General features: G+C 38.2%; 18 protein-coding genes. 15 read left to right on the plus strand and 3 right to left on the minus strand.

Annotated elements, in window-relative coordinates; genetic code table 11:
• Nucleotides 1-17: 17 nt before the first annotated feature.
• Nucleotides 18-1415, minus strand: a complete 1398-nt coding sequence (locus ACY3XC_RS18700) for a hypothetical protein (RefSeq protein ID WP_464869877.1) — start codon at nt 1413-1415, stop codon at nt 18-20.
• A 278-nt stretch (nt 1416-1693) separates the two neighbouring features.
• Between ACY3XC_RS18700 and hemE the strand changes: the two genes are divergently transcribed.
• From hemE to ACY3XC_RS18750, 10 genes are all read left to right on the plus strand, one after another.
• Entirely contained in the window at nt 1694-2740 is a 1047-nt protein-coding gene (gene hemE, locus ACY3XC_RS18705) for a uroporphyrinogen decarboxylase (RefSeq protein WP_464869878.1), read from the plus strand.
• 180 nt (nt 2741-2920) lie between these two features.
• Complete coding sequence (gene hemH, locus ACY3XC_RS18710; protein WP_464869879.1) at nt 2921-3853, plus strand: ferrochelatase; 933 nt, start codon at nt 2921-2923, stop codon at nt 3851-3853.
• A 33-nt stretch (nt 3854-3886) separates the two neighbouring features.
• The gene (gene hemY, locus ACY3XC_RS18715; RefSeq protein ID WP_464869880.1) at nt 3887-5308 is read left to right on the plus strand and encodes a protoporphyrinogen oxidase; all 1422 of its coding nucleotides are present in this window, start codon (nt 3887-3889) and stop codon (nt 5306-5308) included.
• 53 nt (nt 5309-5361) lie between these two features.
• Nucleotides 5362-6096, plus strand: a complete 735-nt coding sequence (locus ACY3XC_RS18720) for an MBL fold metallo-hydrolase (RefSeq protein WP_464869881.1) — start codon at nt 5362-5364, stop codon at nt 6094-6096.
• Nucleotides 6097-6112: 16 nt separating this feature from the next.
• A complete protein-coding gene (locus tag ACY3XC_RS18725) occupies nt 6113-7099 on the plus strand; it encodes a lipoate--protein ligase (protein ID WP_464869882.1) in 987 nt (328 codons plus the stop codon).
• Between the two features lie 183 nt (nt 7100-7282).
• Nucleotides 7283-8503, plus strand: coding sequence for an ATP-grasp domain-containing protein (locus tag ACY3XC_RS18730; protein WP_464869883.1), 1221 nt, complete (start codon nt 7283-7285; stop codon nt 8501-8503).
• A gap of 165 nt (nt 8504-8668) precedes the next feature.
• Nucleotides 8669-10225, plus strand: a complete 1557-nt coding sequence (locus ACY3XC_RS18735) for a fatty acid--CoA ligase family protein (RefSeq protein ID WP_464869884.1) — start codon at nt 8669-8671, stop codon at nt 10223-10225.
• A gap of 120 nt (nt 10226-10345) precedes the next feature.
• Nucleotides 10346-11077: an AzlC family ABC transporter permease gene (locus ACY3XC_RS18740; protein WP_179158274.1), complete on the plus strand. Its 732-nt coding sequence runs from the start codon at nt 10346-10348 to the stop codon at nt 11075-11077.
• Complete coding sequence (locus ACY3XC_RS18745) at nt 11067-11375, plus strand: AzlD domain-containing protein (RefSeq protein ID WP_179158275.1); 309 nt, start codon at nt 11067-11069, stop codon at nt 11373-11375. The genes ACY3XC_RS18740 and ACY3XC_RS18745 overlap by 11 nt, the downstream gene beginning before the upstream one ends.
• Nucleotides 11376-11468: 93 nt before the next feature.
• Entirely contained in the window at nt 11469-12740 is a 1272-nt protein-coding gene (locus ACY3XC_RS18750) for a M48 family metallopeptidase (protein ID WP_464869885.1), read from the plus strand.
• Nucleotides 12741-12802: 62 nt separating this feature from the next.
• Here ACY3XC_RS18750 and ACY3XC_RS18755 read toward each other — a convergent pair whose 3' ends face one another.
• Nucleotides 12803-13036 (minus strand): IDEAL domain-containing protein, encoded by a 234-nt coding sequence (locus ACY3XC_RS18755; protein WP_464869886.1) that lies wholly within the window; start codon nt 13034-13036, stop codon nt 12803-12805.
• A 188-nt stretch (nt 13037-13224) separates the two neighbouring features.
• On the opposite strand from ACY3XC_RS18755, the gene ACY3XC_RS18760 reads away from it, so the two are divergent.
• Entirely contained in the window at nt 13225-13797 is a 573-nt protein-coding gene (locus ACY3XC_RS18760) for a competence protein ComK (RefSeq protein WP_256989042.1), read from the plus strand.
• Between the two features lie 4 nt (nt 13798-13801).
• On the opposite strand, the gene ACY3XC_RS18765 is transcribed toward ACY3XC_RS18760, so the two are convergent.
• Nucleotides 13802-14167, minus strand: coding sequence for a YhjD family protein (locus tag ACY3XC_RS18765; RefSeq protein ID WP_179158278.1), 366 nt, complete (start codon nt 14165-14167; stop codon nt 13802-13804).
• A gap of 384 nt (nt 14168-14551) precedes the next feature.
• On the opposite strand from ACY3XC_RS18765, the gene ACY3XC_RS18770 reads away from it, so the two are divergent.
• From ACY3XC_RS18770 to addA, 4 genes are all read left to right on the plus strand, one after another.
• The gene (locus ACY3XC_RS18770) at nt 14552-15205 is read left to right on the plus strand and encodes a TVP38/TMEM64 family protein (protein ID WP_464869887.1); all 654 of its coding nucleotides are present in this window, start codon (nt 14552-14554) and stop codon (nt 15203-15205) included.
• 5 nt (nt 15206-15210) lie between these two features.
• A complete protein-coding gene (gene lepB, locus ACY3XC_RS18775) occupies nt 15211-15765 on the plus strand; it encodes a signal peptidase I (RefSeq protein WP_179158487.1) in 555 nt (184 codons plus the stop codon).
• 170 nt (nt 15766-15935) lie between these two features.
• Nucleotides 15936-19430, plus strand: coding sequence for a helicase-exonuclease AddAB subunit AddB (gene addB, locus ACY3XC_RS18780; protein ID WP_464869888.1), 3495 nt, complete (start codon nt 15936-15938; stop codon nt 19428-19430).
• Complete coding sequence (gene addA, locus ACY3XC_RS18785) at nt 19423-23190, plus strand: helicase-exonuclease AddAB subunit AddA (protein WP_464869889.1); 3768 nt, start codon at nt 19423-19425, stop codon at nt 23188-23190. The genes addB and addA overlap by 8 nt, the downstream gene beginning before the upstream one ends.
• Nucleotides 23191-23230: the final 40 nt, after the last annotated feature.

A 23230-nucleotide genomic window follows, 5' to 3' on the forward strand; every position in this document is an offset into this window, starting at 1 on the left:
AGGCTATTGCCTCTTTTTTATATTAGAAACATTGCCACGATAGTAGTGACAACAAGACCGATTACGACTGGAAGTAAATTTCGCCTTGCTAACTCAAATGGGTCAACGTTACAAATAGCGGCAGCAGGGATTAATGCCCAAGGGACCAAAGTTCCGCCCCCAACCCAGATGGCTGCAATTTGACCAAGTGCAGTTAGAGTGGCGACACCTTTACCGATTGCAACTGCAAACAAGCCGGCGACAGACCCTGCGAGGGAGATTCCTGAAAATCCAGAGCCATCTAAACCTGTAATTGCTCCTACGGTGGTTAGCGTCACTGCTCCGACCACTTTACTTAATGGAACAATATTGGCTAACGCAATACCAAGATCATTCACGATACCTTGAGACCCATCTGGTAAAAAGTCACCGATAATCTTTCCAAAACCGGCATCACCTAAATAGAAGAAGGCTGCGATTGGGATAACTGGGCCAAAGACCTTAAACCCGAAGGTAAATCCTTCAATTAAATAGGTTGTTGTTTTTTCAAGACCCTTATTTTTATGGCTGACCATGGTGATTAGGAGAAGGATAAAAATCGATGTTCCACCAACTAATGCTGTTGCGTCACCGCCTGTCAGGTCAAGGACAAACATAGCTGCAACGTCAATGACGAATAATATCGGAACTAGAATGGCAAAGAATCGTTTTTGGCCAATAGTAAGGAGATTTTTCTCGGCTGCGGTTTCTTCATTTGTCTCAATAGGTACATATGGAGTTGGCTTTAATACTCCGTTTTTCATATCTCTCCTTAGGAAATAGAAGGCAGCAATCGTTGTTACAATCCCCATTACAAATACTAAGGGTATACTAGCACTGATGACATCACCGATTGGAATTCCAGCAGCATCTGAAGTTAATTTCGGGGCAGCCTGTATGACAAAGTCACCTGATAAAGCTATACCGTGTCCAAATAAGTTCATTGCCATCGCAACACCCAAGGCTGGAAGTCCCGCCCGTAAGGCAACTGGAAGAAGCACTGCTCCTAGAAGGGCAACTGCTGGGGACGGCCAGAAGAACCAGGAAATGACCATCATTAGTATACCAATGGTCCAATATGCGAGTGCAGGGTTACGGATTAATTTTGTAAAAGGTGAAATCATTACATCGTTTATCCCGGTAGAAGTTAAGGTTTTACTCATAGAAACAATTATGGAAATGACTAGGATGGTTGATAACAGCTCTGTAATCGCATATATAAAACTGTTGAAAATACTGCTAACTGAACTGCTTAATGATCCCGTTGCCGTAATCGCAATCAGGAATATCCCGACGATACAGATAAGCGTGGTATCTCTTCGCTTGACCATAAATCCGATAATAAGAGCAATAAAGACAACATATATCCAATGGAGAGCTGAAAGCTCAATAAGCATAAAATGACCCCCTTTCATCTTCATCAAAAGGACGAATATAGGTATACGCCCGCAGATGTAATACAGAATATGAATCTGCATTAAAGTGGTGAAAGAGTTTTGAATGAATATTAAACGTAAAAACGACTTTTTTTTGACACTTTTCATCGTAAGCTATACACAAATAGGATTAATCGATATAGTGAGAACTGTGTTATGTTCTCTTTGAAGTTTTTAATTTTATGCTACATATATTAGAATATAATTAGACATGTCTTTTGAAAGGTGGATTTATTTAGATGACGAAGCAAATCAACGAAACATTTTTAAAAGCAGCAAGAGGGGAACAAACGGACCATGTACCTGTTTGGTTTATGCGTCAGGCAGGACGTTCGCAGCCAGAATATAGAGAGATTAAAGAAAAATACTCTTTGTTTGAAATTACTCACCAGCCTGAACTGTGTGCGTATGTTACCCGTCTTCCAGTTGAGCAGTACAATGTTGACGCGGCTATTTTATATAAAGATATCATGACTCCGCTTCCAGCGATTGGAATGCAGGTTGAAATAAAATCTGGGATTGGTCCTGTTATTGATAACCCAATCACTTCATTAGCAGATGTTGAAAAACTTGGTGAAATTCATCCTGAGCAGGATGTACCATATATTTTAGATACGATTAAATTATTAACTCAAGAACAATTGTCTGTTCCGTTAATTGGATTTTCTGGCGCACCTTTTACACTTGCAAGTTACATGATCGAAGGCGGACCTTCTAAAAACTATAATAAGACAAAAGCTTTTATGTATTCTGAGCCGAAAGCATGGTTCGCTTTAATGGATAAACTTGCTAATATGATTATTACATATGTGAAATCACAAATTAAGGCTGGAGCTAAAGCGATTCAAATCTTTGATTCTTGGGTTGGTGCCTTGAATGTAGAAGACTACCGCTACTTTATTAAGCCGGTCATGAATAGAATTTTCACAGAACTGAAAGAAGAGAATGTTCCACTTATTATGTTTGGCGTAGGAGCGAGTCATCTTGCTTTAGAGTGGAATGACCTTCCACTTGATGTCGTTGGATTAGACTGGCGTTTGCGGATTCAACAAGCTAGAGAATTAGGAATTCAAAAAACCGTTCAAGGTAATCTTGACCCAGCAATCCTGTTAGCACCTTGGGAAGTGATTGAAGAAAGAGCTAAAGTCATTCTAGATCAAGGCATGGCTCAGGGAGGCTATATCTTTAATCTTGGCCATGGCGTATTCCCGTCCGTTAACCCTGAAACCTTAAAAAGATTAACCTCATTTGTTCATGAGTATTCCGCAGCAAAACGCAGCAGATAAAACCGCTATTTGAGTGTTAATATTGGTAAGAAAGCTGTTTTTTTGGCACAATATAATATGCATGAAAAAAGAGGGCCCTAAACACTTAGCGGCCCTCTAAATCCGAATGAGGCCATTTTTAAAGGGACAAGGTCTTATGATGTGGATAGGGAAACAAGACTTAAGAGCGAGGTGCGGATAATGACTAAAAAGAAAATGGGATTACTCGTAATGGCATACGGAACCCCATATCATTTAGATGATTTAGAACGATACTATACACATATACGGCATGGCAGAAAGCCCACTCCAGAAATGATTGAAGAGTTACGAAGCCGCTATGAAGCAATCGGCGGTATATCACCTCTTGCAAAGATTACAATAGAGCAGGCTAAGAAACTAGAAGAACATTTAAATCAGATCCAGGATGAAATAGAGTTTAAAATGTACCTTGGCCTAAAGCATATAGAACCATTTATCGAAGATGCTGTTAAGGAAATGCATGCAGATGGGATTAATGAGGCTGTTAGTATTGTCTTAGCACCGCATTTTTCAACGTTTAGTATTAAATCTTATAATAACAGAGCAAAGGAAGAAGCCGAAAAACTCGGTGGCATTAACATCACATCCATTGACAGCTGGTATGATGAACCTAAGTTTATTACCTACTGGGTAGAAAAGATAAAAGGAATTTATGAGCAAATGCCTCAAGAAGAAAAAGATAATGCTATGATGATTGTCTCCGCTCATAGTCTGCCGGAGAAGATTTTGCAATTTGGAGACCCATACCCAAGTCAGCTTCAAGAAACAGCTGATTTAATCGCAAAGCAAGCTGGAATAAGTAAGTATGCGATTGGCTGGCAAAGTGCGGGAAATACACCAGATCCTTGGTTGGGACCAGATGTTCAGGATTTAACTCGGGACTTGGCGAAAGAACACCCATACAAAGCATTTGTTTATGCACCTGTCGGCTTTGTTTGTGAACATTTAGAAGTACTCTATGATAACGACTATGAATGCAAAATAGCAGCTGAGGAAGTTGGGGCGAGTTATTATCGTCCTGCAATGCCAAACGCACATGATGATCTAATTGATGCAATGTCTACTATTATTTTAAAAAGAATAGTCAACTGATCAGAATCGCAAAAAGAAAGAAGGTCGATATCCGTGGCGGAAGAAAAACAGAAGGTAGCCATCATTGGGGGAGGAATTGCCGGGCTTACTGCAGCATACTACCTTCAAAAAATTATCAATGAAAAAAAGCTGCCTATCGAAATCAAACTTATTGAAGCATCTCACCGTCTCGGAGGTAAAATGCAAACCGTGATAAGGGACGGTTTTACCATTGAAAGAGGTCCTGATTCCTTCCTTGCTAGAAAAGTGAGCATGATTAGACTTGCAAAGGAAGTAGGAATGGAGGAACAATTAGTTTCTAATTCAACAGGGAAATCTTATGTCCTTGTTGATGACAAGCTTCATTCAATGCCTGGGGGTTCAATAATGGGAATCCCAACTGAAATAGGGCCTTTTATTACAACAGGGTTATTCTCGATTCCAGGGAAGGTCAGAGCAGCTGCAGATTTTATATTACCGAGATCACCAGGTAATAGGGACCAGTCTTTAGGAGAATTCTTTCGAAGAAGGTTAGGCGATGAGGTGGTTGAGAATCTAATTGAACCGTTATTATCGGGAATTTACGCCGGTGATATCGATCAAATGAGCTTAATGTCGACCTTCCCACAATTCTATGAGGTGGAACAAAAACACCGGAGCCTCATTTTAGGGATGAAAAAGGCAACACCTGCAAAACCGAAAACACAAGAACCTGCCGAGAAGAATAAGGGTGTTTTTTTAACCTTTAAATCTGGCCTGCAGTCCTTTGCTGAGGCGATTGAAGCGAAGCTAGACCCTAATTCCATCCTGAAAGGGCATCGGGTTGATAAAATAACAAAGCCAAATAAGCAGTATGAGCTTTATCTAAATAACGGTGAAACATTAGCTGCTGATTGTGTTGTTGCAGCAACACCGCATAAAATTACGCAATCGATGTTCTCAGACTATCATTTTTTTGATCCATTTAAGTCAGTCCCGTCCACATCTGTTGCCACGGTGGCCCTTGCATTTCCTGAAGAAGCCATAAAAAAGGATATTGATGGAACAGGATTTGTTGTTTCTAGGAATGGTGATTATTCTATTACTGCCTGTACTTGGACACATAAAAAGTGGGAACACTCTACTCCGAAGGGGAAAGTGCTGCTGCGCTGTTATGTAGGAAGAGCCGGGGACGAAACAATCGTTGAACTTTCTGATGATAGGATTATTAAGATTGTACTTGATGATTTAAGCAGGACAATGGAGATTGGAATGCAGCCTGATTTTGCCATCGTTTCACGCTGGAAAGATTCAATGCCGCAATACACTGTGGGTCATAAACAGCGCCTCGAGTCCATTAGAAACCATATTAAATCTGAACTGCCTGGAGTCTTTTTAGCCAGTGCATCCTTCGGCGGTGTCGGACTTCCTGATTGTATAGACCAGGGTGAGGAAGCTGTAAAAGGTGTATTAGAGTATCTAAACGTAAAACAATGAACCGGAAGCTGTTTTAATAATAGCTTCTTTTTTTATAAAAAGGAGGCACTTAGTTGAAGTTGACAATTATTGGTTTTTGGGGCGGATATCCGAAACAAAATGGTGCAAGTTCTGGATACTTACTTGAACATGAAGGTTTTAAACTATTAATGGATTGTGGCAGTGGTGTTCTTGCGAAAATGCAAAATATTGTTGAGCCTGAAGAGCTTGATGCGTTGTTAATCTCCCATTATCATCCAGATCATATTGCAGATATTGGTGTATTACAGCATGCCCGCTTAATTCAGGGCTTTTTAGGCAAGAGTTTTCCGACCCTGCCTATCTATGGACATTCCTATGACCAAACAGAATTTGCAAAATTAACCTATAAAGAAATCACAAAGGGAATGGCCTATTCGCCTAATGAGGTTCTTACTGTCGGACCATTTCAGGTTTCCTTCTTAAAAACAGACCATCCAGTACCTTGCTATGCAATGAGAATAGAGGTAAATGGAAAATCAATCGTTTATACAGGTGACAGCTCCTTCAAAGAAGAATTTATTGAGTTTGGTAAAGATGCGGATTTATTATTATGTGAATGTAATTTCTATCAGCATCAAAATGGGAAGTCTGCAGGTCATATGAATAGCATGGATGCAGGGGGATTTGCAGCAAGAGCAGGAGTTAAACAATTAATTCTAACCCATCTTCCACATTACGGAGATCTATCAAAGCTTATCAGTGAGGCAAGCTCTGAATATGCTGGTATAATAAAACTTGCAGAAGAATTTCAAACCATTTCACTATAGGAAAGGGAAGGATAGTATGTTATTTATCGATAATAAAGGCATCAACGATCCTCGTATAAATCTCGCCATTGAAGAGTATGCCTTGAAAAATCTTGATATCAATGAAACGTATTTATTATTTTACATAAATGAGCCGTCGATTATCATTGGGAAAAACCAGAATTCAATAGAAGAAATCAATACGGAGTATGTTGAAAGCAATGGTATACATGTGGTACGCAGATTGTCTGGCGGCGGAGCGGTATATCATGATCTTGGCAACCTAAATTATAGCTTTATTACAAAAGATGACGGAGACAGCTTTCACAATTTCCGCAAATTTACAGAACCGGTTATTGCAGCTCTTAAACAGATAGGGATAAATGCAGAATTAAGCGGCAGAAATGATATTTTAGCTGAAGGAAGGAAAATATCCGGGAATGCCCAATTCTCAACAAAGGGCCGAATGTTCACTCATGGAACACTCCTTTTTAATTCGGAAATGGATCATATTGTCTCCGCTTTAAGGGTGAAAAAGGATAAAATTGAATCTAAGGGAATTAAATCAGTCCGCAGCAGAGTGGCTAATATTTCAGAATTTTTGACAGAGAAAATATCTATTGAAGAGTTTCGTTCTGCCTTGTTGAAGTTTATTTTTCAAGGCGAAGAAGTAACGGAGTATGTGCTTACGGAAGAGGATTGGGAGAAAATTCACCAGCTTTCTAAAGAACGCTATCAAAATTGGGACTGGAACTATGGGAAATCGCCAAAGTTTAATCTCCAGCATTCCCACCGGTTCCCTGTGGGGCAAATTGATGTTCGATTAGATGTGGATAAAGGTGTTATTGAAAACTGTAAGATATATGGTGACTTTTTTGGCGTTGGCGATGTAAGTGAGATTGAGAATAAACTGAAGCATGTTCGCTACGAAAAGGTAGAATTAGAAGCAGCACTTAACGATATTGACACATCCTATTATTTTGGAAATATTTCAAAAGAAGAATTCATCAACTTAATTTATTAAAGCAGAAAACACGGTGAGAATAAATCATCGTGTTTTCTTGCCTATTTTAGTGTTAATTGAATAATGTTTACTGTTCTACTTTACAAATTATTTGAAATGTTGTGTATGGTCATAAACAAATCTATATATCCTTCATAACATATAGGGCATTAATCTTTTTCAGGGGAAATCGGAGTGAGGAGAATGAAAACAATCATTTTTATCGGATTAAATAAATCCGGGTCCAGCAGAGATGCGGTAAAAGCTGCAATGGATTTAGGATATTATACAGTTGTTTTTACTGATCAGGAAAAACAAATCGAGCAAAGAAGTGAATATCAGGAAGTTCATCAACTCACTCTTGTGAATCCCATTAATAGGGAAGAATTAATAGAACCAATAAGTTTATTGCAGGAGAGTGGAAATGAAATTGTCTTAATCACTAGTTTTGTCGATAGCTATGTTCGAATCGCTTCTGCACTCGCTGATGAATTTTGTGATAACCTTTTATCAACGGAGGCCATTGCGGTTATGGAAAATAAGGAAAATACAAGAAATTTCTTCTCAAACCAATCCTTTACACCTAGATTTAAAGTAATTTCGCAGGATATTCAGCTGCCATTTATGCTTTCCCATCGTAAATTAAAATTTCCAGTCGTAGTAAAGTGTGCTTCATCGACTGGATCAAAAGATGTTCTATTTGCATCAAACATGAGGAAATTAGAGAACTGTGTGGTCAGACTGCAAACGAAAAATCCTAATGAAACCATTCTTATTGAAGAATATATAGAAGGCGACCAATACTTAGTGGAAGTCCTTGTTTCCGAGGGGCAAATCCTAATAGGCGCTATAATAAAGCAGGAAATAACAAAGGGGAGACGATTTATTGTTACCGGGTACGGTGTATTGGCAGAAGTACCTTCGTATTTTGAAGAAAGTTTACGGGATGTGATTGATGCCATTGTTTCATCCTTAAATCTTAAAACAGGTGCCTTTCATTTAGAGTTAAGATTAACGGACGAAGGCTGGAAACTTATTGAAATTAATCCGAGAATTTCTGGCGGGGCGATGAACAAGATGATCCAAACAGCTTTTGGTTATAGCTTAGTAGAAGAAACGCTAAAAATGTTAGTTGGAGAATCCCCATCACTAGACAAGCGCACAAATTATTTCGTTTATACTCAACATCTAATTCTTGAATCCAGCGGCATTTTAGAAAAGGTCACAGGTAAGGGAAGGGCAGCGGATACACCTGGAGTGGAAGAAGTATATGTAAAGCCAACAATAGGAACCTACCTCACACCGCCCTTATCTATGGGGCACCGTTATGCATATGTTATTGCAAAAGGAACTACGATGGAAGAAGCCCAAATTATAGCGAAGCAAGCAGCCAATGAAATAACCTTTCACTTAAAACAAGAATAAAAAGGAACTCCATAATCAGTATGGGGTTCTTTTTTAGTGGAAGTGGGAAAGGAATGAAATCTCTAAAATTTTATGCTTGTATACTTAAATTTCTTTAAATATAATATATTTAGAAAATTATTATTATTAGGTGAATGAGTATTCATTCACAAAAGGAGGGAAATTATGAATATATCATCAAAACTTCAAGAAACTGCTAGAGAGTCAGCCAGCAAAACAGCTTATTATTTTATGGGACAAGGTACTACATACGCTGAATTGGATGGAGCGATTACAAAGTTTGCTTCTGGCTTAGAAAAATTAGGAGTAAAGCAAGGGGACCATATTGCTTTATTACTGGGAAACACACCGCATTTTGTTATTGGTTTATACGGGTCATTACGGTTAGGGGCTACAGTGATTCCTGTTAATCCTATATACACAGCAGATGAGATTGGATATATATTAAATAACGGTGATGTAAAGCTTGTAGTCGCGCTGGATATGGCCATCCCTCTAGCTGAAAAAGTACATGCCTTCTTGCCTAAGGTAGAGAATTTTGTATTCTGTGAAACTAGTGAAAATGGAATGGCTAAGCATAATATTGAATCACTTACCCTTTACCCTAAAATGAAATCGTTTACAAAAATGGTTGCGTCAGGTGACCTCTCCTTTAAAGGACCTGAGCTGCTGGATGATGACACCGCCATTATTCTTTATACCTCTGGAACCACAGGGAAACCAAAAGGTGCAATGCTAACGCACAAAAATTTATACAGCAATGCCAGTGATGTCGGCGATTATTTAAAGATGAATGAACAAGACCGCGTCATCACGACTCTTCCTATGTTCCATGTATTCTGCTTAACTGTAGCTTTAAATGCACCATTGTTGAGTGGTGCAACCATCTTGATCGCACCAAGATTTAGTCCTAAGGAAATTTTTGATTTGGCAAGAGAGTATGAAGCAACTGTTTTTGCTGGAGTACCAACCATGTATAATTTCCTTTATCAATATCCAGAGGCTAATCCAGATGATTTCAAATCATTAAGGTTATGTATTTCTGGAGGTGCCTCCTTACCTGTTGCGCTGCTTACTAATTTTGAAAAGAAATTTAATGTCACGGTATCAGAGGGTTATGGTTTGTCGGAGGCTTCACCAGTTACCTGTTTCAATCCGCTAGATCGCCCGCGAAAGGCTGGTTCTATTGGAACGTCTATTCTTCATGTTGAAAACAAAATAGTTAATGAACTTGGGGAGGAACTTCCTGTTGGAGAAGTTGGTGAATTAATTGTTTCTGGTCCGAATGTCATGAAAGGCTATTATAAAATGCCGGAAGAATCTGCTGCAGCCATCCGTGAAGGCTGGCTATATACAGGGGACTTGGCAAGAATGGATGAAGAGGGCTATTTCTATATCGTTGATAGAAAGAAAGATTTGATAATAGTAGGCGGGTATAATGTTTATCCTCGTGAGGTCGAAGAAGTCCTTTATAACCATCCAGATGTAGTAGAAGTGGCCGTACTCGGGGAACCAGATTCGGATCTCGGTGAATCAGTAAAATGCTTTGTAGTAAGGAAAAATCCAAATACAACCGAAGAGTATTTACTTGAGTATTGTAGAGAACACTTAGCGAAGTATAAAGTTCCTTCTTCGATTGAGTTCTTAGAAGAACTTCCAAAAAACACAACCGGGAAAATTTTGCGAAGGGCACTAAAAACTCAAATTACTCAGACCGTATAAAGACATGATAGATATAAGGAAAATAACATGGCTGAATCCTGGCCATGTTTTTTTATTTCATTCTTTCTGAAAATTTGATAAAATTTATTTTTGAACTATGCAGAGAGAAGGGATAATAAAGTGTCTGAGTTTGCTATTGGAAAGGAATCATCTGAATTTAAAAAGGGTCTGCATGCAGGGATAAGCATTGGGATTGGATATTTTCCGATTGCATTGACTTTTGGTCTCCTTGCTAAAACAACTGGACTATCTATATATGAATCTGTGTTGATGAGTATGATTGTGTTTGCAGGCGCTTCACAATATATTTCATTAAGCTTGATTGCCTATGGGACTGGGATACTTGAAATTGTTTTAACAACCTTTATCGTAAACATTCGCCATTTTCTAATGTCGACAACTTTAAATGAAAAATGTGAAGATGACCATCTTGGGAATAAAATGGTTTATTCATTTGGAATTACCGATGAGACATTTTCAGTCGTGGCTACCAAAGAAGGAACAGCTTCGACTGGATTCATGTTTGGGGTAAATTTATTGGCGTATTCAAGCTGGGTTATATTTACTGGGGTTGGTCATTTGATAGGGGCAAGTCTTCCTCAAACGTTACAAGAAAGTATGGGAATTGCCCTCTATGCGATGTTTGTTGGTCTCTTGGTACCATCTTTGAAAAAAAGTGGTAAGGTGTTATTTCTAGCTGCACTTGCCGCAATCTTTAATTCGATTTTTACGCTTGGCGGCATGATGGCACAAGGATGGTCAATTGTGACTTCAACGATTCTGTCTGCTGTTTTGATGGAGTTGATTGAAATGGTGAAGGCGAAGCATGGGGGTGTTAACGATGAAAAGTGAAATACTTTGGATGATTATTGGGATGGGGTTAGTTACATATATACCAAGGATGCTTCCATTTGTATTGTTTAAAGGTAAGGAGCTTCCTCCCTTTATCCAAGGCGTGCTAAAAAACGTCCCATATGCAACATTGGGAGCATTAATTTTCCCAGCAATCCTTTTGCTGCAAAAGGATGATATCTGGTATGGAATAGCAGGTGCTGCCGCCGCCTTTGCTGCTGCTTTCTTAGGGGCAAATGTCATTATTGTGGTATTAGGTTCAATCACAGTTCTTGCCCTATATTCTTATTTTCTATAAGTCGGTAAATCCGGCTTTTTTTGTTCTAAAAATGATCTTTATAACTAAACTATGTATAGAGAGGTTGTACAAAAAGGAGGGACAACACATTAAATGGTTAGAAAAATGGGTTTTTATGCAGTCTTGGCCTATGTATTATATGGGGTATTTTTCTACTGGTATTTATTTCACTTCGCAGACTCAAGCCTGCCTTTTGAATATCAAGGAACAAAAGCAGACCCAGCAACTTTTTTAAATGGCAGAGAGTTAATGTTGAGTGAAGAGTATTCGAGAATAAGGAATTTGTTATTCTTTCTTTCAACACCTTTTGAATGGCTTTTCTATTTTTTTATATTATTATTTGGATTTTCGAAGGCGTTTAAAAAATGGGCAGATAGTTCGTCTAAGTACAAGCTTCTTCAAACGGCTATTTACCTTATATGGCTTTCGTTTTTTGCTTTTGTGGCGACATTCCCTTTAAGCTATATTAGTTATTCCTTGTCAAAAACGTATAACATCTCAACTCAAAGCTTTGCGTTATGGATGAAGGAGGAACTAATCGACTTTTGGATCAATTACGGAACGTTACTGATCATTGTTCCGGTATTATATTGGCTGATGAAAAAAAGTGCTAAACGCTGGTGGCTCTATGCTTGGGCTTTATCGATACCTTTTACACTGTTCATGATGTTTTTACAGCCTGTTGTTATCGATCCGTTATATAATGATTTTTATCCTTTAAAAAATAAAGAATTAGAAACAAAGATATTAGAATTAGCAGACAAGGCTCAAATTCCAGCAGAACATGTCTTTGAAGTGAATATGTCTGCCGAAACCAATTCATTAAATGCCTATGTAACCGGTATTGGTGCAAATGCAAGAATCGTACTATGGGACACAACCTTAAATAAATTATCGGATGACCAAATTTTATTTATCATGGCACATGAAATCTGTCACTATGTTGAAAATCATATTTATATTGGAATAGCCTTGTATTTACTGTTATCACTGTTAGGTTTATATCTGACCTATCGAATTATGAATTGGGTGATTGTACGTTTTGGGAAAGAACTAAAAATCCCAGATGCAAGAGATATTCGATCCCTGCCACTTTTTTTCATGATTCTTTCGATGTTACTGTTTACCGCCAGTCCTTTTTCAAATTTAATTTCTCGGTATGAGGAAACACGGGCTGATAGATATGCAATAAATATGACTGGGAACCCTGACGCTGCAATAACTTCTTTCCAAGAATTAACCCGCTCAGGCTTAAGTCAGGTCAATCCGCCATTATTGGTGAAGATTTTCCGTTACAGTCATCCTACTATGCTTGAACGAATTTCTATGCTGGAAGAATATGAAGTAAAACTGAAGAATAAATAACCAAAAAAGGAATGGGAAAGGAGAGAGTGATCTCCTTTCCCATTCCTTTTTTAAATGTGTCTTTACGTCCCAAATCGTTTATTTATCTCGATAAGCTGTTTGGATAAAAGGTAAAAGTCCATTTTATCCCGATGGTCAATAGCACAATCAATTTTTTTAAGAAGTTTTTCTTTTTCAACCGTTAACTGAATTTCTGATAAGAGCATATCAATGTACAAATCCTGGACAAAATTCTCTTTTCGTTGACGTTTCATGGCACCAAGTTTCATTAATTCCGTGTATGATTTCTCATTCATCAAAATCACCTCTGATGCTTTTTAATATTATATGGATTTTTTTTGATAATATCAATGGTTATTTATAATTTTCTGACATATATTTTTGTAATAACTTTGTGAATATATTCGCAACAATTCAGAAAAATAAATAAACCATAAATTAATCATGGTATGATGGGTAAAATTGCTAAATGGAGTTGAAGATTTTGAAGCTGAAGCAAATTGAAGAATATGAAGTAAACCCGTTTACGATGTTCATAAAACCAATCGTGTATGGCAGTAAAATTTATTCAGAGATTATTGAAGTAGAAGATGAATTTTTATCCCCTTTTAAACCGCTCGATATTATCAAAAATAGTTGTGAGTATTATGGATGTGATTATGAAGGCCGCCGGAATGGTACAAAACAGTTAGTTGGTTATGCACATAAAATTCCGATTGCGATTGATCCCACCAACCGCATTTTTTTCTTCCCTACCACATCACCAAACCGTCAAGAGTGTATTTGGATTTCTCATGAACACGTAAAAAAGCCGGTCCGAATTAATCCTCAAGAAACTTTAATCCTTTTTAATAATAATCAATCATTTGAATTACCTGTATCGTGCAGTTCGATTACTTCTCAACTGGAGAGGACATCGTATTTAAGGACAAAGTTAATGCAAAGAATTGAATATAATGAAAGAAAGTCATTTTATTTATTGCAGCGTCCCAAGTCTCTGGAAGCATCAGAAGAATCTTTCGAATATGGTAAAAAGAAGATTAAGGATAAACATTAACAGCTTATAAAGACGGGTGCTGTTTGAGATAATAAAATTCCATTAATTCTTGAACTTTATTGCGTATTCTTGGATTAAAGTAATTATGAGCTTCTTCATAGCCTTTATATAAAAACATATACATGGTAAAAGCATCGTCACGTTTGGTTTCGATTACTTTGAGGTTATTCTTCTTCATATATTGTTTAACTTCTGCTAATTCCTTTTGAATGATTTTCATTGTTTCTTCAATTAGTACTATATAGGGTTTTTTTAATTTAAATGGACTCTTTTCCACAACGGACAAATCCCGATTTAAGATAATTAATACCATTGGCAAATAGATGGCTTTTTCCATTATATTACGATCATCCTCTGGAATTCTGGTCATCCCATTATCGGCTCCTTTCTACCTGTAAGAACAAGTGTTCCTATTTATCATACAAAAATCTTGTTGAAAACGCAATGCTAAAAAAGCTTGCGTTTTTTATTTGCAAAATTTGGTACTTGTATGAGAAAGTTTTTGATAGAAGGATATTAACTCGGGGAAAATGAATTATATATAGACACATTAAATGATGTAAAATTCCATTAGGGGTTAAAAATATTACATAGAAGGGTGAAGTTGAGAAGAGAATGGATATAAAGATGCAAATATAAAAGGGGAAGGTGCTGTTTTGGTGTTAGATTTAGAGGAGAATAAAGAGGCCTTTCACCAATTCTTAACTCAATAAGAAAACAAACAGTACAAAGCATTAAATTAAGGAGCAATCATATGGACTTTGAAGCATTTAAGGCATGGTTCACACTAGAAAATATAATGGACTTAATTCAGGAGTATCGTTCCTTTGGGCCATTACCAGGGATCATGCTGCCCATGATTGAAGCATTTTTGCCGTTTCTGCCGCTGGTATTATTTGTAATGGCGAATGCAAGTGCTTTTGGGCTCTGGCTGGGTTTTTTGTATTCTTGGCTGGGGTCTTGTATAGGGGCATTAATACTTTTTTTACTTATAAGAAAATATGGACAAAAAAGGGTATTTTCATTTTTCTCAAAACACCCAAAGGTTAGAAAGTTGATGGATTGGGTTGATCGTCACGGTTTCGGTCCGCTCTTTTTGCTGCTATGTTTCCCGTTCACACCCTCAGTTATTGTAAATATTGTAGCGGCTCTTTCAAAAATCAGTATTTACCAATATATGCTTGCCGTGGCAATTGGCAAAATGGTGATGATTTTCACCATGAGTTTTGTGGGTTATGATCTTCATTCTTTGATTACTCAGCCTTACCGTACAGCAGTTGTTTTTCTAGTTATTTTTATTCTTTGGTATGTTGGAAAAAGAATTGAAGTAAGATTGAATAAGAGCATGGAAAATGACCATAATGAGGAGATAAATAGAGGGAAAGAATGGAAGAAAAGGAGGAGCTGAAAATGATGAATATTGAATGGAAAAAAGAGGGGATTGAATGGATTAAAGCTTTTGCAATTGGAATTATCATTTTTGCTTTTATACGAACATTTTTCTTTTCTAACTATGTTGTTGAGGGAGAATCTATGATGCCTACTCTTCAGGATGGAAACAAATTAGTAGTCAATAAGCTAGGCTACCAAATTAGTGATTTGAGTCGTTTTGACGTCATTGTATTCCATGCCAATGAGAAAGAGGATTTTGTGAAACGCGTAATCGGTCTCCCGGGGGACAAAATTGAATTTAGAGACGATCAATTATATATCAACGGACAAAAGTACCAGGAACCGTTTTTATCTGTTTATAAGCAGGAAATACCTGGAATTAAACTTACAGGTGATTTTAGTTTGAAGGAGATTACGGGAGAAAGTACTGTACCAGAAGGAAAGTTATTTGTACTTGGGGATAACCGCTTAGGCAGCTGGGACAGCAGGCATTTTGGTTTCATCTCAGTCAGCCAGGTAGTTGGAAAAGTTGACCTCCGTTACTGGCCGCTTAACGAAATGGATGTACAATTCTAATTAGAATAGAAATCTGAGAGTACGATGATAGGATATCGTCTCTTTTTTTTGTTTAAAAATTACCATTACTGGTTTTAATCTCTATGAAGTGTTCCAAACGTTTGTGCTCTTTTTGTGATAAAATGAGTGTATTAAATGATAGAGAGGTAATCGGAAAGCGGGGGTGAAACATGTCTTTAAGAATGATAACTGGAAGGTCGGGAAGCGGTAAAACTCAATTGTGTATGAACGAAATACAAGACCGGCTGCTGGAAAATCCAGAGGGAGCACCAATTATTTATATCGTTCCAGAGCAGATGACGTTTTCAACAGAATATCGATTGGCGACGAATCCCATACTTGGTGGAATGATTCGTGCACAGGTGTACAGTTTCTCACGATTAGCTTGGAGAATACTGCAGGAGACTGGCGGTATTAGCCGTTATCATCTAAGCAGTGTTGGAATAAGCATGCTCATTCGGAGAATTATTGAAGAAAAGAAAGACCAATTAAGACTGTTTCAGCGTGCAGCTGATAAAAACGGCTTTGTTCAGCAAGTTGAACAGATGATTACTGAATTTAAACGGTATTGCATTACACCAGAAGAACTGACGCAAGAGGCTGAAAAGAATAATGGAAATGGTGAAACAGCTTCAAGAGCCTTGCAGGATAAGCTGAATGATTTAGAAATTATTTATCGACAATTTGAAGATGAGGTCTTTGGGAAATACATCGATTCCGAAGACTATTTTCGTTTGCTTGCAGAAAAGATCTCACTATCGACTTACTTGAAAGATGCAGAAATTTATATAGATGGTTTTAATAGCTTTACCCCACAGGAATTACTTGTTATGAAAGAATTAATGAAACATTGTCCGAGAGTGACAATTACAATGACGACAGATCGAGATTCCTTTACAGCACCTCCGGATGAATTAGATTTGTTTCGCTTGTCGACGGAGGCAAGTTACGCAATACAGGAATTGGCGAAATCTGAAGGAATCGAAATGGAGAATCCAACCTTCCTATCCCATCAACAAAAATGGAATAATCCATCTCTAGGTCATTTAGAGCGGAATTTCGATACTAGACCAGCTTCCCCTTATTATGGAAAAGCAGACATCCATATTGGTCAAGCTGCTAATCGTAGAGCGGAAATTGAGGGAATTGCACGTGAAATTCTCCAGTTAGTTCGGACTAAGAACCTTCGCTACAAGGATGTTGCGCTATTGATTAGAAATGGCAGTGATTATCATGAAATCGTAGAGCCTGTTTTCTCCGATTATCAAATTCCCTATTTTATTGACCAAAAAAGAACCATGCTGAATCATCCATTAATTGAATTAATTCGGTCAACCCTTGAAGTGATTCAGTCATTTTGGCGTTATGAGCCTGTTTTTAGGGTAATTAAAACAGAATTGTTATATCCACTTCAGGAAAATCCAGATAAAATGCGGGAGAAAATGGATAGGTTAGAAAACTATGTACTCGCATATGGAATTAAAGGGAGTAAATGGACGAAAAAAGAACGTTGGACGTATCGCCGTTTCAAGGGCTTAGAAATGGAAGCGAATGTCCAAACAGATGCTGAAAAAGAAATGGAACAGCAATTGAATGAATTGAAACTTATGATATCAGCCCCGATTCTGCGCTTGTCTAGAAGGCTGAAAAAAGCTGATTCAGGGAGAAAGCTTTGTGAGGCAATCTATTTATATTTAGAAGAATTAGATATTCCTTCAAAACTAGAAAATTTAAAAATAGAAGCTGAACAAAAAGGCAATCTAGTAAATATGCGTGAACATGAACAAGTATGGAATGCATGTATTGATCTCTTAGATCAGTATGTTGAAATATTAGGGGATGAAAATGTTTCTTTAAAGTCATTCTCCACTATATTAGAAGCAGGATTTGAATCTCTTTACTTTTCACTCATTCCACCGGCCCTGGATCAGGTAATAATCGGAGACTTAGAAAAATCTAGATTAACAGATATAAAGGCAGCCTTTGTTGTTGGTGTAAATGAGGGAATACTACCTGCTAAAATTGCCGATGAAGGGATATTATCTGATGAAGAGCGTGAAATGTTAATAGGCGCAGATTTAACAGTGGCACCCAGCAGCAGGACACGTTTATTGGATGAGAACTTTATTGCCTACAAAGCACTAACCACACCTTCAGAAGCTCTTTATGTCAGCTACCCGCTTGCAAATGATGAGGGAAAAGCATTAATACCTTCATCGTTTATTAAGAGATTGAAAGATATGTATCCAGAATTAGAAGAGCATTTTTATGGTACAGATCCTGCTGAGTTATCAGAAAAGGAGCAGTTGAACTTTGTTACTAACCACAAAACAACACTGTCCTTCTTGACCTCACAGCTTCAGTTGAAAAAGCGTAATTATCCCATTTCAGACCTGTGGTGGGATGTATATAACTTTTATATCACAAATGAGTGGAAGACAAGGGCAGAGAAGGTGTTCTCTTCTCTCTTTTATACCAACCAGACCGTTCAGCTATCTAAGGAAACTGCTGATGAATTGTATGGTGAAACCATACAGGCAAGTGTTTCAAGGATGGAACTATATAATGGCTGTGCCTTTTCTCATTTTGCACAACACGGGCTAAAGCTTCGTGAACGACAAGTCTATCGGCTGGAAGCTCCTGACATAGGTGAGCTATTTCACGCGGCCTTAAAGTATATATCTGATTTTGTCAATGAGCAAAAACTTAGCTGGGATTCTCTTTCTAAGAAGCAATGTGAAGAACTGGCCAAGGAGGCAGTGAATGCTTTAGCTCCTAAGCTCCAAAACGAAATACTCCTAAGCTCTGAGCGTCATCATTATATAAAGCGTAAATTAGAACAAATTATTACAAGGGCATCTCAAGTTTTAAGTGATCACGCAAAAGTAAGTGGCTTCTCGCCAATTGGATTAGAGCTGAGCTTTGGAAAGAATGGCAAGCTCCCGCCATTAACCTTTTCATTAAAAAATGGAAAACGAATGGAATTGGCTGGCCGAATTGATAGGGTCGATCAAGCAAAAGGTGAAAATAACAATACTTATTTACGTGTCATTGATTATAAATCGAGTGAAAAGGATGTTAATTTAAACGAGGTATATTATGGACTTGCCCTCCAAATGTTAACCTACTTAGATATCGTCATTACGCATTCGGACGAACTGATAGAAATGAAAGCAAGTCCCGCGGGAGTCCTTTATTTCCATGTTCACAACCCAATGATAAGCACGAACAAATTGCTCACGGTTGATGAAATAGAAAAGGAAATCATGAAAAAGTTTAAGATGAATGGGTTAATGGTCGGCGACCAAAATGTTCTTAAGTTAATGGACCAAACCCTTGAATCGGGTGACTCACAAATTATTTCTGCGGGTATTAAAAAGGATGGCAACCTTACGAAGAAATCAAAAGTAGCGAGCTTAAATGAATTTGATGGCCTAAGGAATTATGTTCGAAAGCTCTATCAAACTACGGGAGACGCTATTATTGATGGTCAAGTTTCCATTTCTCCTTTTAAACTGAAGGACAAAACACCTTGTACATTTTGTTCCTACAAATCTGTTTGCCAATTTGATGAGTCAATTGAAAATCATTACCGAATTCTAACACCGCAGCCAAAGGAAACAATCTTTGAATTAATAAGAAAGGAGGCAGGAGTAAATGAGTAGTTTTGTAATACCGCCTAAACCAGAAGGGGCAACTTGGACAGATGACCAATGGAAAGCCATTATGGAAAAAAATAAAGATATCCTTGTCGCAGCAGCAGCAGGCTCTGGTAAAACGGCTGTCTTGGTAGAAAGGATTATCCAAAAAATTCTTTCGGAAGATGACCCGATTGATGTCGATGAATTATTAGTCGTAACATTTACGAACGCATCTGCAGCTGAAATGCGTCATCGAATCGGCGAAGCGTTGGAAAAGGCGATAAATAAAGACCCAAAATCAAGGCATTTACGAAAACAGCTAAGCTTACTAAATAAAGCATCCATTTCGACCTTGCACTCCTTTTGTATGGAGGTTATCCGAAAATACTATTATCTCATTGATGTAGATCCTGGTTTTAGAATTGCCGATGAGACAGAGGCACAATTGATTCGGGATGAAGTAATGGATGAGCTGTTTGAAGAGGAATATGGGTTAAAGGATAATGAGCCATTTTTTCGGTTAGTTGATTCTTTTACCAGCGATCGGAGCGATAGTGCTTTAATGGATATCGTCCGGGATATTTATGATTTTGCTGTGTCGAATCCTATGCCAAGTAACTATTTACAGTCCATGATTGATATGTATGATACTACTAAGGCAGCGAATCTAGAAGATTTACCATTTATTCAAGCACTGTTGTTTGATATTGAGCTTCAACTAGATGGTGCAAAGGAAATGATACAGCGTGGATTGGAAGTAACAAAGCTTCCAGGTGGTCCGGCACCAAGGGCAGAGAATTTTCTAGATGATCTAAATGTCATTGATACGCTTATACAGGCAAATCGCGATTCATGGTCAGCACTTTACAATGCCATGCAGACATGGTCTTTCTCAAGAGCAAAACAAGTAAAAGGGGAGCATTTTGATAAAGAGTTGACTGAGAAAGCTCAAAAACTCCGCGATAAAGCAAAAAAGAAGATTCAAGATATTAAAGAAGAACTTTTTTTAAGAAAGCCTGAAGGCTTCTTACGTGATATGGACCAAATGCGCCCTCTCATACAAACTCTTGTCCATTTGGTTACTGCTTTTTCTGAGCGCTTTGAGAAAGCAAAACGTGAAAAGGGATTGGTTGATTATGCAGATTTGGAACACTATTGTCTAGCCATTTTAACGGGGGAAATCAGCTCTAATGGAGTGTTTCTCCCCTCAGAAGCTGCATTAGCCTATAGAAACCATTTTAATGAAGTATTTGTTGATGAGTATCAGGACGTCAATATGGTTCAGGAAACTATCTTAAGGCTGGTTGCAAAAGAAGATGAGATAAATGGTAATCTGTTTATGGTCGGCGACGTCAAACAGTCGATTTATCGGTTTCGTTTAGCAGAACCAAATCTATTTTTGGGAAAATATAATCGTTTCAGGCAGGACGGTAATGGGACTGGATTACGAATTGATCTTGCCCGTAATTTTAGAAGCCGGAAAGAGGTCCTTGAAGGAACAAACTATTTATTTAAACAAATCATGGGTGTAAGGGTTGGGGAAATAGAATACGATGAAGCCGCTGAACTCCGGCCCGGTGCGCCATACCCTGAGGATGAACCATTTCCAATCGAGCTATTGTTGATAAATCAAAATAATGATGGTAAAGAATTGGCACCAGAGGCTGCTGAAACAGAAACCGTACCTTCAGAATTTGATGAGGTGGATTTAGAAAAGTCGCAGCTTGAAGCTAGAGTGGTGGCTTCAAAGATTAAACAATTAATTGCAAATGAAACGAAAGTTTATAATCCAAAAACAGCATCATACCGACCAGTAATGTATCGGGATATGGTGATTCTGCTCCGTTCCATGACTTGGGCACCTCAAATAATCGAAGAGTTCAAACAACAAGGAATCCCGATTTATGCTAACCTTTCCTCTGGATATTTTGAGGCAACTGAAGTTGCGATTATGATGTCGTTGTTAAGGGTAATTGATAACCCATTCCAAGATATTCCGTTGGCTTCTGTCTTGCGCTCTCCTATCGTCGGGCTAAACGAGGAGGAACTTGCACAAATACGACTGCACAATAAGGGAACTTTTTGGGAGTCTCTTAAGAGGTTCTGTCAAAGCACACCTACCGAAAAGAATGAGCAGGTATACGAAAAGGTCCGGCATTTTTATGATAATTTGGACGAATGGCGTTCCATGGCGCGCCAGGGTTCACTTTCAGAACTAATTTGGCAGCTGTACCGGGATACACAGTTTTATGACTTTGTAGGAGGGCTTCCAGGCGGGAAACAGCGGCAGGCAAACTTACGTGCTTTGTACGATAGGGCTAGGCAATATGAGCAGACTTCATTTCGAGGGTTATTCCGCTTTTTACGTTTTGTTGAGAGAATGATTGAAAGAGGAGACGACCTGGGAGCAGCAAGAGCGCTTGGCGAGCAGGAAGATGTTGTTCGGATCATGACCATTCATAGCAGTAAAGGGCTTGAATTTCCAGTCGTATTTATTGCAGGATTGTCGCGGAACTTTAATATGTCTGATATCCGTAAACCATATATGCTTGATAAAGAGTACGGCATAGCAGCAAAATATGTAAATATAGAAAAGAGAATTTCTTATCCATCTTTACCTCAAATCGCATTTAAGCGTCGAAAGAAAATGGAAATGCTGGCAGAAGAAATGCGGGTTCTATACGTGGCCTTGACTCGGGCGAAAGAAAAGCTTTATTTAATAGGCACCTTGAAGGATGCAGATAAAAAAATAGAACAGTGGAATGATGTAACTGCGAATACAGATTGGCTTCTTAAGGATTATGAAAGAGCAGCGGCCGGCTGTTATATGGATTGGATTGGGCCAGCGCTTATTCGGCATCAGGATAGCCAAGAATTCAGAAAATCTGATAATACGCTTATTCCAACCGAGATTACCTGTCACCCTTCGGCATGGAAAATGACAGTAATGAGTGCTGAAGAAGTAAAAAGCCAGGAAATCATTAAGAATATGGAAACAGACACTATACTAGAGCGGGTAGAAAAAAAGGAAATTATTCCAAAAACTTCTCCCTTTGGGGAAGAAATTATGTCTCGATTAACATGGGAATATTCCTTTGCCAATGCCTCGACACATCGCTCCAAGCAATCCGTTTCAGAAATGAAGCGTCAGCGGGAAATGTCTGATGAGCAGAGCGGTACCGAATTGCTGAGTAAGTTTAAAAAATCAATCACGAAACGTCCTAAGTTTATGCAGGAAAAGTCCTTGAGCCCTGCTGAGAGAGGGACAGCCCTCCATATGGTCATGCAGCATGTCGATTTGACAAGACCTGTTACGTTAGAGAACATTGAGGCTCAAGTAGAGCGGATGGTTACCGATGAACTGTTAACGGTTGAGCAGGCAGAGGCCATTAATACCCAGCTAATTGTAGAATTTTTCGAGTCAGATTTAGGCAAAAGGATTATGAATGCAAAAGTGGTCAATCGAGAAATACCCTTTACTCTTTCATTGCCTGCATCAGAAGTCTATCCAGCATGGAAAGATGAAGATGAATCTGTTTTTGTACAAGGGATAATCGACTGTGTTTTTGAGGATGAGAATGGACTTGTACTTATTGACTTTAAATCAGATGGCATTTCTGACCGTTACAAGGGTGGATTTATTCAAGCTAAACCAATACTAGAAGAGCGATACCGATTGCAAATCAATTTATATACAAAAGCATTGGAACAAATCTGGAAGCGAAAAGTCAATGAAAGATATCTATTCTTCTTTGACGGCGCTCATATTCTAAATTTAGAATAATAAAATTAACGACATAAACCTACTGTGGTTTATGTCGTTA

It is taken from the genome of Bacillus sp. CZDM1 (assembly GCF_055502545.1).

Coding starts and splice junctions, on each gene's coding strand:
- hemE (WP_464869878.1), top strand. CDS start 1,694: ATGACGAAGCAAATCAACGAAACATTTTTAAAAGCAGCAAGAGGGGAA.
- ACY3XC_RS18745 (WP_179158275.1), top strand. CDS start 11,067: ATGAAAAGTGAAATACTTTGGATGATTATTGGGATGGGGTTAGTTACA.
- ACY3XC_RS18765 (WP_179158278.1), bottom strand. CDS start 14,167: ATGACCAGAATTCCAGAGGATGATCGTAATATAATGGAAAAAGCCATC.
- ACY3XC_RS18750 (WP_464869885.1), top strand. CDS start 11,469: ATGGTTAGAAAAATGGGTTTTTATGCAGTCTTGGCCTATGTATTATAT.
- ACY3XC_RS18730 (WP_464869883.1), top strand. CDS start 7,283: ATGAAAACAATCATTTTTATCGGATTAAATAAATCCGGGTCCAGCAGA.
- addB (WP_464869888.1), top strand. CDS start 15,936: ATGTCTTTAAGAATGATAACTGGAAGGTCGGGAAGCGGTAAAACTCAA.
- ACY3XC_RS18700 (WP_464869877.1), bottom strand. CDS start 1,415: ATGCTTATTGAGCTTTCAGCTCTCCATTGGATATATGTTGTCTTTATT.
- addA (WP_464869889.1), top strand. CDS start 19,423: ATGAGTAGTTTTGTAATACCGCCTAAACCAGAAGGGGCAACTTGGACA.
- ACY3XC_RS18725 (WP_464869882.1), top strand. CDS start 6,113: ATGTTATTTATCGATAATAAAGGCATCAACGATCCTCGTATAAATCTC.
- ACY3XC_RS18735 (WP_464869884.1), top strand. CDS start 8,669: ATGAATATATCATCAAAACTTCAAGAAACTGCTAGAGAGTCAGCCAGC.
- ACY3XC_RS18755 (WP_464869886.1), bottom strand. CDS start 13,036: ATGAATGAGAAATCATACACGGAATTAATGAAACTTGGTGCCATGAAA.
- ACY3XC_RS18770 (WP_464869887.1), top strand. CDS start 14,552: ATGGACTTTGAAGCATTTAAGGCATGGTTCACACTAGAAAATATAATG.
- lepB (WP_179158487.1), top strand. CDS start 15,211: ATGAATATTGAATGGAAAAAAGAGGGGATTGAATGGATTAAAGCTTTT.
- hemH (WP_464869879.1), top strand. CDS start 2,921: ATGACTAAAAAGAAAATGGGATTACTCGTAATGGCATACGGAACCCCA.